Origin of the sequence: Marinomonas sp. TI.3.20, assembly GCF_038155025.1 — a bacterium.
GTDB lineage: Bacteria > Pseudomonadota > Gammaproteobacteria > Pseudomonadales > Marinomonadaceae > Marinomonas > Marinomonas flavescens.
Window position 1 is genome coordinate 1 of sequence record NZ_JBAKAS010000027.1, and the last position, 16,046, is coordinate 16,046.

A 16,046-nucleotide genomic window follows, 5' to 3' on the forward strand; every position below is an offset into this window, starting at 1 on the left:
TACGGGCGTACCAGTCCCCGTTAAGCTTATTGATCAGGCATCTTTTAGGGGCTAACCCTCTCCCCTACTAGACTGGTACGGGCGTACCAGTCCCCGTTAAGCTTATTGATCAGGCATCTTTTAGGGGTTAACCCTCTCCCCTACTAGACTGGTACGGGCGTACCAGTCTAAACAGTCTAAACAAACTTCAAAGCAGATCTAGGTAGATTAGGCTGTTGCCTTTAACCACGCGCATTTAGTATAGGTTGAACATATCGAGCCAGGCCCTTAGTTAAAGGAATATTAGATAATTAACGAAACTTATCAAGCACTGGAGAGCTCTATGTTTTTTACAATTACGACTTTAGGATCTAATCCTTTTTCACTACAAATAGACCCAACAACATTCAGTGCATTTTCAGATTGTCTAAAATTTATCAAGGAACAAACATTAGCTCACAGCACAGAGCGGAGCAGTCTTGAGTACTGTGTAACTGACTGGGAAGGAATTCCAGCAAAGCTTATTGAGAATGGTGCTGGGGATTCTCTATGGACTTACATCGATGCGTTAGAGAATAGTTTCAATAGTGATGTAGTTAAATCGGCCGTAATGAGCGATATAAATTTGAGCATGATTAATGAGGCATATGTTGGTATGTTTCGAGACCATGAAGAATTAGGGATTATGCTTGCCAGTGAGCGATTAAATTTTGACGAAGTTGATGATGATTTTGAATTGTATTTTGATTTTGAAAAATATGGTAGATCGATCTTCATCAATGAGATGCGACAAAATAACGGCCATTACTTTCTATCTATGTACTCGATATAAAACAGACCATCCTAAGGTGTTCCACATTAACTTATGAGACCCTAAGCAAGATTTTAATTTTATGGGACTGGTACGCCCGTACCAGTCTGTAGCGGGAAGGCTTTAAGGCTCTTTTTATCTTTAGGCTTCACCTTTAACCCTTATGCTTTGTGTAGAGCACTATCATTTACTTGACGCGATACATCGCCCTCACTCTGAGAAAATAGAGGCATATTTTAAAAAAGATGATTGTTGTGCAACCTATAATAAATTATAAAACTATCGAGTTTTTTGAAGAATACGTACATTTCAAGTCATATCAAGTAACTTCAAAAATCTGTGATTTTGAAGGCACCCCTATTGTTGTGTTCAGTTGCAGTAGTGAAGCGGCTCTAATATTACAAAGTGAATTTGGTGTTGATCCTATATGCTGTTATGAAAGTGATTCAAACAACGCTATCCCTCTTAGTTTGCTAAAGGCATATTGCGCTATTTCTCAAAAATCAGAAATTTCATTTGATGACTGGTATGACATCTTTAAACCAAACGAAATAAATGGAGACTGGATGAAATATCTTTCATCAACCGAAAGAAAAGAATTCAGAGACACTCCAAAAGAATATGTGTGGTCTGTATTAGTTAGCGACGGCGGATTCGCAGTGGCGAACGGTAGGCATTGTGTCAATTTAGAAGGTTTTGCGATAACGAAATATCCGGCACCCAAGTTCTCTATTCATGTTTATGACGAAGACGAAGACTAAAAGGGTACAGAATACATAATCTATTTTTTATGGGCCTACATGGCCCATATACTAAAGAATGAGCACATCATTAATTTTATTCTAGCTCTTCTTAGGTGATTCCACCTTTAACCAAAAGGGGAGGGTGATAGGTTGTGAAATCTGCCCATGATGTTCGCATTCCAATTTAACCCATAATACATCCACTAACTAATTATATGTCTGGGGATGGATATCATGAGCAAGAAGTTTAAAACTACTCGTAATGAGTTCGGTCGCACACCTACAGAGCAAGCCGCTTGGGATAAAATTAACAGTTCTCTAGAAGGCATTTTAACCGGTGAAATTGATCCGATAAATTTTGATTTTAACAACAAATGTATAAACGTAGGTACAGGCGCTGAAATGACCGGTATGAATGCTCAGTTAGCTATAGTGATAGCATCCCTAACTGGTGAGACACGCTTTGTCAGCGCCACAGAAGCACGATCAAGAGGCTGGAACATCAAAGGTGCTAAAGGTTGGCCATTCTCTCGCCCTATTACTTCTAAAGCTGAAGACAGTGACGACGGAGAAGGGGAGACCTCCACACGAGTTTTCTTTAAAACTTATTACTTATTCAACCTTGCTGATATTGAGCATGATTTAAAGCCAATTCTACAAGTTGAAGCTAAACAAGATGAAACTGATCCTTGTGAAGACTGGTTTTATAAAGCCCTCAATACCATTTCAAGCATTACCACGCTTACCAGAGATAACACTTCTGCCTATCACAGCGCGGTGTCTGATTGTATTAACATTCCTCCACATGAGTCATTCCCTTCATGGTCTATTGCTCTAGTTACGGCACTTCACGAATTCGGACACCTTATTGGTATAGGCACAACCTCGCGTGACAACTACGCTAAGTATCGCGGGTTTGAAGAATTGGTAGCTGAAATGACCGCTTTAGTAACTATGCAGCACTTATCATTGAGCTATGAGGCAGGTTTAGTTAGCTATATTGCGTCATGGCTTGATCATGCTAAAACAACGCACAAGGAGCCAATATCAGAAGCTTTCAAAGAGGCTTGCCGACGTTCTGACATTTTAATCAAACACATTAATCAAAAGCACACTATTCAAATGGCTGCGTAACTACAAAGGGCGTCCGTATGGGCGCCTATTCCAATCTATGGCGTACCGTGTAGTACCCAACCATTTCTACTGAAGGATACTCCTTTAACCATCTGGGTGTGTTTATAGCGACTGTGGTCGGCTGTGTCTCTTGGGCGCAAAGAATGACGCGATAATAGCGTCATTACTTAAACACAACAGGAGTTGATGCAATGACTATTACAAGCCTAGAGCCTATATCTCGCGACTTTATAAATTCAAAATATGCAGAAATTAATCACGACGCACAAGAAGCTAAAAAGCTCGTGGATAAATTTAATTCTCATGTCAGAATTTATGATGGTCAATACCAAACTCCACCAGCTGATTTTTCTATCACACCATTAGAATTTATGTGTAAGGTTCTAACCCGCAAACAAGTGCAATTAGAGAAAACATACTTCAGCGTTAGCGGCCAAGTGCATAGCCCAGTCAGCTTTAAAGATCTAATGTTCACTATGGGAAGTGTGTTCCATATACCTAAGGACCATCAATGGCAGGAAGAGATCGGCTTAGGTCTTGATATTTACCAAAAATTTCTTGATAAGCATCAGGCATTTTTTAATAGAATCACTACATATGCCCCTTATAAAGCAATTGTTGACTGCAAAGTTAGAGGTTTTTTAGATGGTCTAAAAGTCTACAAAAAACACGCTAGCATTGCTGCTATAGGTGATTCTCAGTCAATTCAACAGTTATTGGCTTCCTTTGGTGATCAATATGCCGCCCCATCAGGCTCATTACAGGCAGCATTAAATTCCTCTGATGGCTCCGGCTATGTTTTTCCGATTCAATTCGGCGCTCGCTTTGCGAAAATTATATTACCCCTAGAGCTTGCCAACGAAATTAAAAGCTTTACTGATGAGCGTGCCGAGCTGATGAATCAATACGCTGCTATTAAGCTAAATTTAGCCGCTGCCATTAGTGTTTCGATTAAAAAATATTGGGCTGAGAATTTGCTCACATGGCCTCAGCACGACATTAATTGTCTTGCAAGTTTTGGAAGCTCTAACGATAGAATTGAAGAGCTACAGGATGAACTTGAATACAATCAAGGCCTTGTGAAAAAATTCCTAGAGAAAGATATTCCCGACCTTTAATAAGCTTTCAACTTACAAAGCCACCACCAGCATGGTGGCTTTTTACCATGAAAATGTACCTCTAAAACGTCAGTTCTCAATCTTCTTCTAAGGTTTCACCTTTAACCCGTTGGTAATGTTATAGCTCGAGCAACCAGTCCTCCCCGTTTCAAATCATGATTTTTTTATACTAGCTCTATCCTAATTACGAATGGCTAGACGAATAATGAATCATTTAAGTAACATTTTTTACCATGGATCAGGCGAGCTTTTTGACAAATTTGATTTAGCTTATGTAGCTGATAAAAATCTACATAACTTTGGAATTTACTTAACTAGTGATATTGAAGCGGCTGACAATTATCGAGAAAATTCGGCCGGTAAATATGGGGCCGTAGGTGACTATGTTGGCGCTTTATATGAAGTCAAACTCTTAAGCGAATCTAAGATCTTGGGCAGCAGTGGCCATTCCGTTTCATACCTAGACATCATTGCTTTAATAGACGCCTTGTATGAACAAAAACATCCTGAAGCGTCACAGAGCGCTTATGAAACTCTCGTTGATCTAATCGAAAATTGCTTTGAAGAAACTGGTGACTATTGCGATGCCTATGAATATGCCCACGAGATCCTAACAAGACACCCCAACCTAAACGACTTTGATGGTATTGCCCCAGGCTCTCGTACCTTTGATGAATTAGAAGCATTTATACAAGAACTTGAACGACCTGAGTTCTATGACGAGCCAACGACCCGTGAGGTTTATGATTTCTTTTTTTCTACAAAGGAACGAACTCTTTTATTTCATAAAAAAACAGGATTTCAAGGCGTGTACATAACAGACACACCTAATTCAAAAGATGTTCTAGTTATTTGGGACATAAGCGCTGTGAAAATAGTTTCTACTGTCGATCCTAGAGAGGTGGAATTAATTTCACACGAAGAAAAGCTTGATGATTACGCCTAAGGACTAACTAACAATCAATGCAGTAATAGAAAAGGGGGATAGCTTCATTTTCTCCCTTTCCTATTAACCAAAAGAGGCCGTAGGTTGCACCTTTAACCATATGGGTTTGATGATAGCGCTTAAGAAAGCTACCTGAAATGGATCGCCTTAGCTTGTTTACAATTGTCTCATCGCCTACTAACACAGTCTCAGAGGATTAATTATGGACTTATTTACTGAACAAAATAACTTGCTGGAGAAAGGCAAGGAGAACACTGCATTAAGAATCAAAATGGATTTTATAACGGATAAAACCATTCTCGTTATCGATACTAAGTTGGTTTACACATCACTAAACGGCAAAATGGAATTCTACAATACATATTCTTCATCGAAGAATAGGTTTAAAGACTTTAGCATTAATGCAATGGTCTCTTTAGAGAATGATCGGGTGATGTATGATGAAATTCGCTTTGATCCAAGTATTTCCACTAGTGCACTAGATTTAGAAGACCTAATTCTAACCACTAAATCTCTTAAAAGCATTATCACCAAGCTTAATAAAATAAGAGAGAAAGAAGGTTCACCCAGAGACTTTTACGACTATCTTATTCGCTTAGGTCGTGTATTAAAAATTGGCGGATTTTACCTTTCATCTGATACGAAACAAGATGTGTTCTATCCAGGAATAAGGGACTTACCCCAGGTACTAACCGCTGAATACAACAAGATGACCAACCACCAAGTAGTGTCCCTATAACGGAACTAAGAGAGATTGGTACGCCCGTACCAGTCTCTCATTCAATAGGCTTCACCTTTAACCTAGTGGTGTTGCTCATAGCGTCTAGGGCCTAGATATTGCCTTCAAATCATGGGCTTCCTGCATAATTAGCACATAAAGATTAACCGACATAACGGAGCTGTCATGATCACTATTGAATACACTAATGGTATGGACGTTTTTACAGAGCTTGCTGCCCAAGGATACAATGACTTAGCGAAGGAAAAATTTGAAAAGAAACTGAACAGTTGTCTTTCTTCTATGCCTAAAGATAAAACCCCTAAACGCATCGTTGTGTCTTCTGAAGCTGGCGGTTTCGTAGGCCTTACTTACCACTTATTACGAGATTACTATAATGCCGTTTATTTGTATGGCGCTATGCGTAATGCAAAACTACTTTATCAAATGCCTACGGATGTCGAATACATTGACACCAATATCAATAGAAAGTGTCAAACCGAAGAAGAATACAACAAGTCTCATACTCTTAAAAAGGGCGACGTATTATATGAAGCGTCCCGAAGCAATCGCGGCATAACTCGCTTCTATGAAGTTACCAAAGTATCTAAAAGCTTTGTTTGGGTTCAACGCATTGAGAGCGAGAACATATACAACACTTATTCAAACAGTAATAAAATAGACTATTTTAATGGACGCTGTGTCCCTTCTGTCGGTAAGTATGTGAACGATGAAGTTACTAAGGTTAGAGCCAATGGTAAAAACCAAGTGTCGTCAACGAGTAGCTCTGTCTCTTTATACCCGCTTGAGTACACTGAAGTAGCTAACGTTAAAGTTTTTCGTAGTGTTAGCTGGAGCGATCTAGATTAAAAACCAACGGTCTCTCTTTGATTAAGATGCGGCAAGTCTCTTGCTGCATCTTACCCACCTCCAAAGAAACTATTTCCATCATCTAATTACTTTTTATCAGGTTTCACCTTTAACCGCTCGGCTAGTAGATAGCTGTTAGGTCCGGTCCCTGCATGTCTTTTCTTCTTACCCGTCATAATACCCCCATGCTTTAAACCACTTCTAAGGAGTTCAAACAGATATGCAATCTATTAAATTTTCTATTGGTACAGAGTTTGCGATCGCCCTTATTAATGCCGATGTTTCTGGACTATCAGACGAGGAAGAAGAAGCGTTAGACACCTTCTCTAACAAAGTCATCAAAGAGCACGGCCATGCGCATTTTGCATTATCTGATGACCCCCAGGAATTCGGTAAATGCGCCGTAACAGGTCTACAAAGCAGCGTTACCACTTTGATCTTAAATAAATAATTTTATGGAAGGGGGCCACACTCCTTCCGCACTTCAGCATCTTGTAAGGCTCTAAAATGAAAAACTACAGCAATGATAATGTTAAGCGTTTACTTGCCCTCAATAATATCGATTTAAATATTCTTAGTAAGTCGATCAAAACACTATTCACAGTATCTGCAGATAGACAAGAACAGGCTTGCGCGACTGTGGTAGCTGTAGCTCTATCTTTCTTACACCGTCGTGGCTTCTCTCAAGCAAAGGTTGCTTTCGGGGAGTCGGCATGGCGCATTGATGGGAAAAACGCGAATGCCGTCATCGCGCATTCTAAGCGGGCGACATCACACTGTGACGTGACCACGGACATGCCGACTGCTAACTACCATGCTTGGATTCAAATCAGCCCTATATATAACCTTGATTTGACTACCTACCAGCTTCCTATGAAAGCTGAAGCTATGGATAAAATAGATGGTGAAATTACGCCAGTTAATTGGGCTCCTGATTATCTATGCTTTAGTACTCGAGAGATGGGGCAATTCGAGACTGTACGAGATAGTTATAAGTCCGGTGAATTCTGGTATTTACGTGATGACAATATTCTCGACGAGCATGCACCTTTGGGTAAAACACTGGGTTTCCCAACAAACACTAACAACTTTCTTGATTTTGTTGATCCAGCGGATGTAGACAGCCTTGAAGTCATTTACGACGGTATTTTAGAAGGCAGTCTAGCCAATGTAAGTGGCTTATTTGGTAACGTTCGAATCTAACTTGATACACACCTCTCTTATTCCACAGTGAGGTGTTTCTCCGCACCTTTCTCACTTTCAAATTCAGCTACATGACAGGCCCCATTCATACTTAGGCTTTGCCTTTAACCCTTACGGGGAGTGTATAGCTATCTTAGTCCTCCCAAGTCAAAACCGATCATCTTTCAGCGCGATAATTACGTTATTAGTTAATTATCAGTGAAGGGGTTAAACATGCTTTATACGAAAACTTTCAAAGAACATGCTGTAGGTGGCTATCATGATTCTTCTGCCTATGAAAGGTCCGCGACTATTGACAGCATTAATGAATACCCAAAATGGAAAGAAGCCTTCAATCTGACAGTACAAACTAAAATCCACGGCGATCGTCACATCATTTATAAAATGCACAAGGAAGATTGTGCCGACGGCACTTACATAAAGAAAGACCAAAACGATGAGCACCTATATATCGATGGCAAGCTTCAATACCTTTCTTTCGAGGAGAAATGTGTAATGCTAGGCGCTAACCGGTTTAGTTATTGGTTTGCTGCTTTTGATTCAATTACGGGCTTATGCGTAGCTAGAACACAAGATGAATGGGGTTGTTTGTTAGTCCTTGTAGCAGACGAATACCGAAATCTAGGCATTGGCTCCTCTCTTGTACAAATGACCCTTAGACGCAACCCTGAAGCCTATTCGGGCGGGTTTACCCCTCAAGGCTTTCATAATCGTCACCGCGCCTTTTCCAACATCGTGCGTGAAGATTTTGCCGCTGGTGGCTATCGAAAAGCATATTTGGAAGGATCTCTCTCAATCTCAACTATTCGCTTAATACGTGACTCTTTAAAACCAGCGAAAAGTAAAATCCGTTCTATACCGCAACACTTATTTGAACCAAATGACCCTTCTAAAATTATGTACTACTCTGATGGTGGAGCTACTTATTCATACCATACCGACTCTCTAATGGTTGGAGATATCAGAGAGGAATCATGGGGCAGTCGTAAAATTTTAGAAAAGTGCCTTGGATTCGTTTTTATCATGGAGGCTATGAATACACCACCTAGACTACTACGTTATACCGGCATGACCCCAAAGCACACTTTAGACATTCTGTTTTTAGCTATGGGACAACTAGCCGGTAAGAGCGTTTACATTGACACTGAAGACGCCAAGAATCTTGAACTTGAAAGAGATCCTCGGTTCATAAGCACAAGTAACAAGGCTGATTCTAACGGTAGGCTTTCATTTACAGTTGCGGTTGATACCTCTTTGGTTATGCATAAATTCAACTCAGCACACAACCATCTTATAAAGCGTTTTGACGAGTACAATGAAAAAGAATCATTGATTTTTGAATCCCTCGATGCCATGAGTGAAAGCGCTTAAATTATCAATATCATTCTTATCTAGGCCCGTTCAGGGCCTTTTATTCACCTTAGGATTCTCCTTTAACCATTACATTTAGTTGATAGCTAAACAGATCTGCTTCCAATTCCTACGACCCGTTACTAACGCATAATTACACCATCAAAACGTTATTTTGCTATGGGTTACATAATGATTTCAATCGAATACTCACAAGAAACTGACCTCTTCGAGACTCTTAAAGCTAAGGGCTACAATGATTTACAAAAAGCGAATTTCATTTCTAAATTGATGGCTTGTATTGATCAAGTGCCTAATGATGCTCAGCCTTGCCGCATTGTTGTATCGAATAATAAAACTGGCTTTGTTGGTATCACAGCGCCAAATAAACGCGGTCAATACACTGGCGCCTATTTGCATGGAGCTATGACACGAGCAAGGCGCTTATTTGAAACCTCAAATGAAGTCCAATGGATAATCAACGATATTGAATTGCAATGTAAAAAACTACACGCTACTTGCGACACAAACGATGCCGATTCAAACAAGCGCTTTACCGATCATGGTTCGTTGACTATCCACTAACCTGTATACCTATATTTTTACTCATCTAAGGATTTTGAGCATGAAAATATTTTCATTTAAGTCTTATCTGAAACACCTAGAAACCATCACTCATTTAGCGTTTTCCCGCGAAGCTGCTGAGGAAACAATTGCTAATCTTCTGCAAAGAAACCCAGAGACGAAGGTAACTAAAATTATTGAGAGAGAGCACAACGACCTGCTGGTGGCTCTACCTGCTCCTGGCGGCACCGTTCACCTGTCTGTTAAAGACTCTGTGTTTATCGGTCGCTCGCACAAGCTAGGCAGTCAAATTGGTTTTGATTATTTCTACAGCTGGCCAGAAACTCAAGAACAAGCCAAACATAAGCTGCAAGAGCGCATTACTCTTATTCAGCATGGTGAGTACCCACATCCTTTATAATATTTTTAAATATTCGCTTTGTTGGGGGGGAGGGTAGCACCTCCTCAATGATAACCTATCACTATCTCGATCAAATCCACCAGCTATTAGGCTAGCCTTTAACCCCATGGGCTACGTATAGACTCTAAGCGGCAACTCTCATTTTCTAACCTCCTTGTAATGAGAGAATAACCCTATCTTAAACGGGCAGGAGATAGTTCTCTTTGCCAAACTTAATTGGGGATTTTATGTTATCTACTGGTTTAAGCTCAGCAAAGCGCGCTCTTACTATTAACGAACGCATTAACTTACGCTATATCCTTGCATCAACAGCTTGTTTTAAGCCATTAGATCTCCTTAAAATTAACTTTGAAATTGATGCAATACAGAGATGGCGAAAAATTTATGCTCCTCTATCTACTCTTAAAGACCATGGTCCAATGGTTTTTAAAGTGCAGCGACTTAATCACAACCGCACTATACCAAATGAAACTCAGATAGCTGCCTTAGGCATTCTTAATGCCATTTCGTTCGGCATTCAAAGTGGCGCTGAACATTTAGCTCACAGCGCTCTATGTGGTGACAAACTAAGCCTACAATCACAAGCATTGCTTAAGATGGCCTCCTTAAACTCTTACGCAAATCTTAATTCAATTGGGAAGCTTTACCCTGCTAAAAATCGAATTAAGTCCACCGCCGCTTCGTACGGCTTTCGTCTAGGCTGGTTTTAGCCGCTGGGTGAAAGTCTTAGCCCACTTTGGTGGGCTAAGACACAATCAAACGACATTAACCTTTAACCCATAGGCTAGGTTGATAGTCTCTCAGTTCTGCAAAGCCAAATTACTCCTACTCATTTGCGAAAATAGTTCCATCACCCAGCTTTTTAGAAGGTAGTTATTATGACTCTCAAGCCGAAACAATCTCTTTTGCAAATCCGAGAGATGCAACAACAAGCCATTGGCATGAATGATTATCAAATAGACGAGTTAACGTCTGGGCTATGCCGCACAGACCTTGCCCGATTCTTTGAAGATACAGAGGAGTTTTTTCTTGATAGCCCATGTAAAGGTCTTAGCAGAAAGGCTGAACGATCTATGCGTATATCAAAACGCTGGATTGCTGAAAACTCTATGCGAGTACATCACGAACTGTTTGGATATGGATCTTGCTATACCAATGACGCTGAAACGCTACATGCATTTGTACATCTTAGCGTTGATGGTTGCCCACGCATTACCACCTTTGATAAAAATGGTTTTTGTGGACACAGTGACTACAGGGATGACGTTAAGATTGAACAAGAGCTTTATTCTCATGGCATGATCAAGCCGCACCCTAAACCCAATTTTCTCGATGACGTGTTTACCGGTTTGTACTCATCTTCAGCCGCCTAATCATTTCCACTTTAAACGCTACCAGTGTTATCACGGATACCCATTTTTAATAGCGCCTTAGACGGCGTTATTTAAAACTACGAATTGGCTGGTGGTTCTAGCATCAGAGACATCTAATTTTAGGGGGCTCCCCCTTTAACCAAATCGAGTTGTTAATAGCATTAGCATTCTCCGGCAGACAGCAATTCATCTCTTTTCTGAGAAAATAACTCATCGAATAAACAAACCACTACCTAGGGGATAATAATCATGATCGGTCAAGAAAAGGTAAAAATTAAATCGATACTAATTGAGCAACTTGAAGGTAGACCATCAAAGCGGCTTACTCACAGCGTTCAAGATGCTATTAACGCAATGAGCTTTCTAGCCATGAGCGGAGATCACTACAAAGGCAGCTTTACCATTACGTGGGACAATGGGGGCTGTTACAAGGGGACCTTGGTGTTTCATAAAAATATGCGTGTCATTAACCCCCTTGTTCTTGCGAAGGAATATTTAGAACGCTGTGTTGATGAAGACTTCCAATATGGAAATTTTAACAACCAGGCATCAGAGGTACTTAACGAGTATTTCTAAACTAATAAGGCTAGTTTCAAAACTAGCTTAATTAGGCCTATGGCCTTTAACCGATTTGGGTAGGTTATAGAGGAAAAGGTAGGTTTTACATCCCTTATCTTCGCATGGCTGTATATTAGATACATATCTAGTGAAGAGGGGAAACACCATGAAAAAGTCAAAAAAACAACGCAACCAAAAAAAGGCATCAATCTTTGGCACTATCAAAGCGGGAATATTAGATGGAATTAAAGACCTTGCTAAAGACGCTACAAAACAGGTTGGTATTGTCGCTATTACGCTAATAACAGCCACGTCTTTGAACGTAAGCAATGCTCTAGGGGATAATTCTTCTCATAAGGAAGATATGAAATCTGCTGTATTTGTAGGTGAGGCGCAATGCGAAGGCTTAAGCTTTCCTATAGAAGTTAAACCAAGTCAAAGCGTAAGCTCGCTTCAAGCACTACAAGCCCTAGTAAAAAACAGCAAAGCAAGTGGCTGTAAGATTCTCATAAAAGAAGTTAAATAAATCTCAAATTGACTGCCGCAACGCACTTTGTGCGGCAGCAGCCATCTTCTCAGGACAGAGATTAAAAACACCCATTAAAAAATAGCTGGTGGAGAGCCGCATAATCAGCATCCAAAATAGTTTCACTCTGAATGAATTCAATGGCACAATTATAATCAATCGCATTAAATCAGTTAATCTACTTAGGTTTCACCTTTAACCTTCATGGTTTTTTATAGCGATCATGGTCAGCCTTAAAACTTAAAATTCGTATCCTCCAGCATAATAAAGACATCTTAAATACTTACATTTAATTGTGGAGCTTAATCATGAGTAAAGGGTCACTAGTAAAAGTTATTATTATTGGTAATGCTGGCAGCGATGCGGAGCTTCGATTTATGCCTTCTGGCGCTGCTGTTGCAAACGTAAACATTGCAACTTCGGAAAGCTGGCGAGATAAACAGACCGGTCAAATGCAAGAACGTACCGAGTGGCACCGAGTTGTCTTTATGGATATAGGTAATTACCGTCTAGGCCAGATAGCCGGAGACCACATCAAGAAAGGTAGTAAAGTATATGTGGAAGGTACTTTACGCACTCGAAGCTGGGAGAAGGACGGCATTACACGCTATACAACGGAAGTTATAGTCAGTGAATTTCAATTTCTGGATAGCCGCCACTCTGAAGATCAGGATGACGTTGGAAATCATCAGAGATCAGGACAGGGAACCCCCAATATGCCATCGAACAACCAGACCAACAACAATAACGGGTATAACCAGGCTAACAATGGGTTTAACCAGGCTAATATTGGGTTTAACCAGAACATCACGTAGAGTAATGCTAAATTCATAATTCAATAAGGGGCACCCCCCCTTATTGAATAGGGCGTTTTAGGCTTATCAGCCTTTAACCTTGTTGGTGGTGTCTATAGGCGGTTCGATCTCTTTCTTAAATTGTTAATTCATTAATAAACGATAATGGATTCAACAACTTAAGGAGATTTTTAAATGAGAATTCAGAAGATTTTACAAGGGATGTCATTTATTTTGCCAGTCATCGCTCTAATGACCGGTGCTATTCACATTGGACTTAATGGCGGTATCGAAGGCTCTGAAACACCAAAACTATTATTTGGACATTTTATTCTTTCAGTAGCGGCTTATGTTTCTATTAAAACAACACAATTTATTATTAATTATTTCGGAGTCAATGATGGTTAGAAAGTTTACCCCGTGGGGGCCAGCTCAAAGCTCACAAGATATTATTGTTGGGACTTACGACCATCGCGGGATATTCACATATGAACACCCACACAACTCTACGAGCACTAAGCGAGGGCTGTTAGCCCTGCTTACAAGTGGTATCTCTAAGACAACAGTAGTTAGAAATTCTGAAGGGCGCCTTGGCACTATCTCGGAATTAGTCGCATAATTTTATAAAAAAGGAATATTGTATGTATTTATTAATTTTGAACCTTGTTGTAACTGGCCAATTTCCAAAGCAACTAACCATGGAAATGTATATTGATAAGAAAACATGTGAGGAACATCGCATAATCGAACAAAAGAAAATGGACAAAGACAGATTATCACCAGAGTATGCAGATGTTAAAACCGCTGTACTGAAATGTAAAAAAGCATAATCCAAAATAGCCCCGTAACGGGGCTTTTTTCATAAAGTATTAGCTTCATATAATTTCAGCCCCATCTATTTAAGGCTTTCGCCTTGAACCTTGGACTTATTCATAGCATCGATGAATCAATACAAGTCAGATAACCAACCAAAAAATGGATAATTGTCGTACTGACTTACTTAGCTATGGAGTTACCAATGCCCGAAAAATACTATTACTTATTTGGTCTTGCTACGGTCGCAATGCCTATCATTCAGTTTCTAATTCATTCAACACTTAATTGGCATGAGAAACGCTCTGTTAAAAGAATAAATAAAATTTGGAAGTGATATGAATATAAATAAAGTTTTTAGAGCTGAAAAGGAATCAGACGATATTGTATTAACATCAACTCACGCAATTAGAGCAGTCAAAAGCAAAGACGTTGATCGCTTCTCACGCAACGCAAAAGTAATAATAAGAAATAATGAAAACAATTTATGGGTAGTGGCAACAGTTCAAGGCGATCGCTCGTTGAAAAAAAATGAGATCACTTTATCTTATGATCTTGCAGTTGAGCTTAAAATTGACATGAGCGCTACTTTTTATAAGACAAAGAAAGCACCAGCAACGGTTAATCTTACTTTATCCAAAGCAGGTTTTTTGGCCACGTATTTCGTAGGCTTAAAATCTAATGACCAAACAACGAGAACTAGCGCAATTTTAGCAATAGTAGGAGTGGTTAACCTTTGTTACACGGTCTTAATTGATGCCTGTTCTTTTACTGAATATGTTAGTAAAAAAGTGATTTCAGCTTTTCCTATAATTGTCCACGCCATACAAAAAATGTTCGGTGGATAAAAACACTTATGACCTGCTTCTACAGGGGTCACATTTTTCTTGCATTAGGCTAATGCCTTTAACCAAATAACGTACATAAAGCAATTATTTCATTATGCACAATAAATATGATATTTTTATTGTATAAATACTGACAGGGATACACACAGTGATTACATCAATTGTTCTTTGGTCAAAAGCAGCTGCTTTTAAAGGGTACTTCAAATCCGAGGAGGGGGCCGATATTGGATCTATCTCTCTACAGAAGGGACGACCTATTGTTATTTCTTCAGAAAATTTCGAGCAAAGACAACTTATAGATGCTATCACTAGCACTGGCATTTCCTTAGAAAAAAAATATACAAAAGCCCAGATTTATTCCCTGTTACTAAAATTAAATGCGAAGTTCTCTTTGTCCGGAGACCTCGCTGAAAATTCCAATCTTACTGCAATTGTTGACACGAAAGCACTTTATAACAATCTGATCAACTCTGAGAATTACAAACTATATTCGAAGCAGATTGAAGTCAGATGTCAGTCAACAGAATTATATAAAAGCTTATCAAAGACATTTAACGGCTGCACGATAACGATAGATGAAACTCTAAATTCAGATCTTTCGATTATAAATTCGGAACATGTCATCGACTTATCAGTCATCACTCATGAGTCTATGCTATCTGAAGAAAGCCTCAGCATTGCAATTAATAAAATTGAATTAATTAAACAAAAAATTAAATCAGACAATAGAAATCAAAATAAACATATGTTTGCCTTCATACGATTGAATCCAGAATACAGCATACCATTTGATTTAAATGTAGAAGGCCTTCTAAAGTCATATCTAATTTCTTTAAACATCAAATATATAGATTTACCGGTATCTAACGACTTATTTTATAAGCTTTGCATGCTGTCCTATTTGGATACCCACAAACAGTTTCCTGTCTCCTTTTGCGGATCATTAACAGCATATGATAGGCAAAAGAGCGTAGAAAGCATGGTTTCCTACAACCAGAAAATTGATGGTCAACGGCCATACGCTGCTATTCTATCTATTCCCGATATTTCACATAGCACTGCTCAACGAGCTATTAATCAAGGCTTAAGTCTTGCAAATCTCTGCTCTATGACTGAGCAACAGTTATCGAAAACTCTCCTCCTTTCTCCTCGTCTATCCAAAAAGATCTATGATTACCTGCACAGGTACTAATAGGTACTAATTGGTTTAATAGGATTAATTGTATTATTAGAGCTAATGACAATATAATAACTACCATTATTAATAGCCAGGTTCG

General features: G+C 39.4%; 21 protein-coding genes. All 21 read left to right on the forward strand.

Going from position 1 to position 16,046, the window contains the following annotated elements; genetic code table 11:
• Positions 1-322 precede the first annotated feature (322 nt).
• The 21 genes from V6259_RS17945 (at position 323) to V6259_RS18045 (ending at position 15,961) form a co-directional block, all read left to right on the forward strand.
• Positions 323-811 (forward strand): antirestriction protein ArdA, encoded by a 489-nt coding sequence (locus V6259_RS17945; RefSeq protein ID WP_341585689.1) that lies wholly within the window; start codon positions 323-325, stop codon positions 809-811.
• A gap of 233 nt (positions 812-1,044) precedes the next feature.
• Positions 1,045-1,551 carry a hypothetical protein gene (locus V6259_RS17950; RefSeq protein ID WP_341585690.1) on the forward strand — a complete coding sequence of 169 codons (507 nt, stop codon included), beginning with the start codon at positions 1,045-1,047 and terminating at the stop codon, positions 1,549-1,551.
• A gap of 216 nt (positions 1,552-1,767) precedes the next feature.
• The gene (locus V6259_RS17955; RefSeq protein WP_341585691.1) at positions 1,768-2,667 is read left to right on the forward strand and encodes a zincin-like metallopeptidase domain-containing protein; all 900 of its coding nucleotides are present in this window, start codon (positions 1,768-1,770) and stop codon (positions 2,665-2,667) included.
• Positions 2,668-2,951: 284 nt separating this feature from the next.
• Positions 2,952-3,785: a hypothetical protein gene (locus tag V6259_RS17960; protein WP_341585692.1), complete on the forward strand. Its 834-nt coding sequence runs from the start codon at positions 2,952-2,954 to the stop codon at positions 3,783-3,785.
• Between the two features lie 205 nt (positions 3,786-3,990).
• Entirely contained in the window at positions 3,991-4,731 is a 741-nt protein-coding gene (locus V6259_RS17965) for a hypothetical protein (RefSeq protein ID WP_341585693.1), read from the forward strand.
• Positions 4,732-4,933: 202 nt separating this feature from the next.
• Positions 4,934-5,470 carry a hypothetical protein gene (locus tag V6259_RS17970; protein WP_341585694.1) on the forward strand — a complete coding sequence of 179 codons (537 nt, stop codon included), beginning with the start codon at positions 4,934-4,936 and terminating at the stop codon, positions 5,468-5,470.
• Between the two features lie 165 nt (positions 5,471-5,635).
• On the forward strand, positions 5,636-6,319 hold the full coding sequence (locus V6259_RS17975; protein WP_341585695.1) for a hypothetical protein: 684 nt from the start codon (positions 5,636-5,638) through the stop codon (positions 6,317-6,319).
• Between the two features lie 220 nt (positions 6,320-6,539).
• Complete coding sequence (locus tag V6259_RS17980) at positions 6,540-6,770, forward strand: hypothetical protein (protein ID WP_341585696.1); 231 nt, start codon at positions 6,540-6,542, stop codon at positions 6,768-6,770.
• A gap of 56 nt (positions 6,771-6,826) precedes the next feature.
• Complete coding sequence (locus tag V6259_RS17985) at positions 6,827-7,522, forward strand: hypothetical protein (protein WP_341585697.1); 696 nt, start codon at positions 6,827-6,829, stop codon at positions 7,520-7,522.
• Between the two features lie 213 nt (positions 7,523-7,735).
• Positions 7,736-8,893 (forward strand): hypothetical protein, encoded by a 1,158-nt coding sequence (locus V6259_RS17990; RefSeq protein ID WP_341585698.1) that lies wholly within the window; start codon positions 7,736-7,738, stop codon positions 8,891-8,893.
• Positions 8,894-9,064: 171 nt separating this feature from the next.
• Entirely contained in the window at positions 9,065-9,457 is a 393-nt protein-coding gene (locus V6259_RS17995; RefSeq protein ID WP_341585699.1) for a hypothetical protein, read from the forward strand.
• Between the two features lie 40 nt (positions 9,458-9,497).
• Entirely contained in the window at positions 9,498-9,857 is a 360-nt protein-coding gene (locus V6259_RS18000; protein WP_341585700.1) for a hypothetical protein, read from the forward strand.
• 203 nt (positions 9,858-10,060) lie between these two features.
• The gene (locus V6259_RS18005) at positions 10,061-10,567 is read left to right on the forward strand and encodes a hypothetical protein (protein WP_341585701.1); all 507 of its coding nucleotides are present in this window, start codon (positions 10,061-10,063) and stop codon (positions 10,565-10,567) included.
• A 168-nt stretch (positions 10,568-10,735) separates the two neighbouring features.
• A complete protein-coding gene (locus tag V6259_RS18010) occupies positions 10,736-11,230 on the forward strand; it encodes a hypothetical protein (protein WP_341585702.1) in 495 nt (164 codons plus the stop codon).
• 249 nt (positions 11,231-11,479) lie between these two features.
• A complete protein-coding gene (locus V6259_RS18015; protein WP_341585703.1) occupies positions 11,480-11,806 on the forward strand; it encodes a hypothetical protein in 327 nt (108 codons plus the stop codon).
• 148 nt (positions 11,807-11,954) lie between these two features.
• On the forward strand, positions 11,955-12,314 hold the full coding sequence (locus V6259_RS18020) for a hypothetical protein (RefSeq protein ID WP_341585704.1): 360 nt from the start codon (positions 11,955-11,957) through the stop codon (positions 12,312-12,314).
• A gap of 308 nt (positions 12,315-12,622) precedes the next feature.
• On the forward strand, positions 12,623-13,129 hold the full coding sequence (gene ssb, locus V6259_RS18025) for a single-stranded DNA-binding protein (RefSeq protein WP_341585705.1): 507 nt from the start codon (positions 12,623-12,625) through the stop codon (positions 13,127-13,129).
• Positions 13,130-13,303: 174 nt separating this feature from the next.
• Positions 13,304-13,516, forward strand: coding sequence for a hypothetical protein (locus V6259_RS18030; RefSeq protein WP_341585706.1), 213 nt, complete (start codon positions 13,304-13,306; stop codon positions 13,514-13,516).
• Positions 13,517-13,749: 233 nt separating this feature from the next.
• The gene (locus V6259_RS18035) at positions 13,750-13,938 is read left to right on the forward strand and encodes a hypothetical protein (protein ID WP_341585707.1); all 189 of its coding nucleotides are present in this window, start codon (positions 13,750-13,752) and stop codon (positions 13,936-13,938) included.
• 321 nt (positions 13,939-14,259) lie between these two features.
• On the forward strand, positions 14,260-14,769 hold the full coding sequence (locus V6259_RS18040) for a hypothetical protein (RefSeq protein ID WP_341585708.1): 510 nt from the start codon (positions 14,260-14,262) through the stop codon (positions 14,767-14,769).
• Between the two features lie 148 nt (positions 14,770-14,917).
• Positions 14,918-15,961, forward strand: a complete 1,044-nt coding sequence (locus tag V6259_RS18045) for a hypothetical protein (protein ID WP_341585709.1) — start codon at positions 14,918-14,920, stop codon at positions 15,959-15,961.
• The last annotated feature ends 85 nt before the right edge of the window (positions 15,962-16,046 follow it).

Bases quoted from the DNA above. Each gene is read 5' to 3' on its own strand.
- V6259_RS17975 (WP_341585695.1), top strand. From the start codon at position 5,636: ATGATCACTATTGAATACACTAATGGTATGGACGTTTTTACAGAGCTT.
- V6259_RS18020 (WP_341585704.1), top strand. From the start codon at position 11,955: ATGAAAAAGTCAAAAAAACAACGCAACCAAAAAAAGGCATCAATCTTT.
- V6259_RS17980 (WP_341585696.1), top strand. From the start codon at position 6,540: ATGCAATCTATTAAATTTTCTATTGGTACAGAGTTTGCGATCGCCCTT.
- V6259_RS17955 (WP_341585691.1), top strand. From the start codon at position 1,768: ATGAGCAAGAAGTTTAAAACTACTCGTAATGAGTTCGGTCGCACACCT.
- V6259_RS18030 (WP_341585706.1), top strand. From the start codon at position 13,304: ATGAGAATTCAGAAGATTTTACAAGGGATGTCATTTATTTTGCCAGTC.
- V6259_RS18035 (WP_341585707.1), top strand. From the start codon at position 13,750: ATGTATTTATTAATTTTGAACCTTGTTGTAACTGGCCAATTTCCAAAG.
- V6259_RS18015 (WP_341585703.1), top strand. From the start codon at position 11,480: ATGATCGGTCAAGAAAAGGTAAAAATTAAATCGATACTAATTGAGCAA.
- V6259_RS18040 (WP_341585708.1), top strand. From the start codon at position 14,260: ATGAATATAAATAAAGTTTTTAGAGCTGAAAAGGAATCAGACGATATT.
- V6259_RS17995 (WP_341585699.1), top strand. From the start codon at position 9,065: ATGATTTCAATCGAATACTCACAAGAAACTGACCTCTTCGAGACTCTT.
- V6259_RS17990 (WP_341585698.1), top strand. From the start codon at position 7,736: ATGCTTTATACGAAAACTTTCAAAGAACATGCTGTAGGTGGCTATCAT.
- V6259_RS17945 (WP_341585689.1), top strand. From the start codon at position 323: ATGTTTTTTACAATTACGACTTTAGGATCTAATCCTTTTTCACTACAA.
- V6259_RS17965 (WP_341585693.1), top strand. From the start codon at position 3,991: ATGAATCATTTAAGTAACATTTTTTACCATGGATCAGGCGAGCTTTTT.
- ssb (WP_341585705.1), top strand. From the start codon at position 12,623: ATGAGTAAAGGGTCACTAGTAAAAGTTATTATTATTGGTAATGCTGGC.
- V6259_RS17985 (WP_341585697.1), top strand. From the start codon at position 6,827: ATGAAAAACTACAGCAATGATAATGTTAAGCGTTTACTTGCCCTCAAT.
- V6259_RS18000 (WP_341585700.1), top strand. From the start codon at position 9,498: ATGAAAATATTTTCATTTAAGTCTTATCTGAAACACCTAGAAACCATC.
- V6259_RS17970 (WP_341585694.1), top strand. From the start codon at position 4,934: ATGGACTTATTTACTGAACAAAATAACTTGCTGGAGAAAGGCAAGGAG.
- V6259_RS18010 (WP_341585702.1), top strand. From the start codon at position 10,736: ATGACTCTCAAGCCGAAACAATCTCTTTTGCAAATCCGAGAGATGCAA.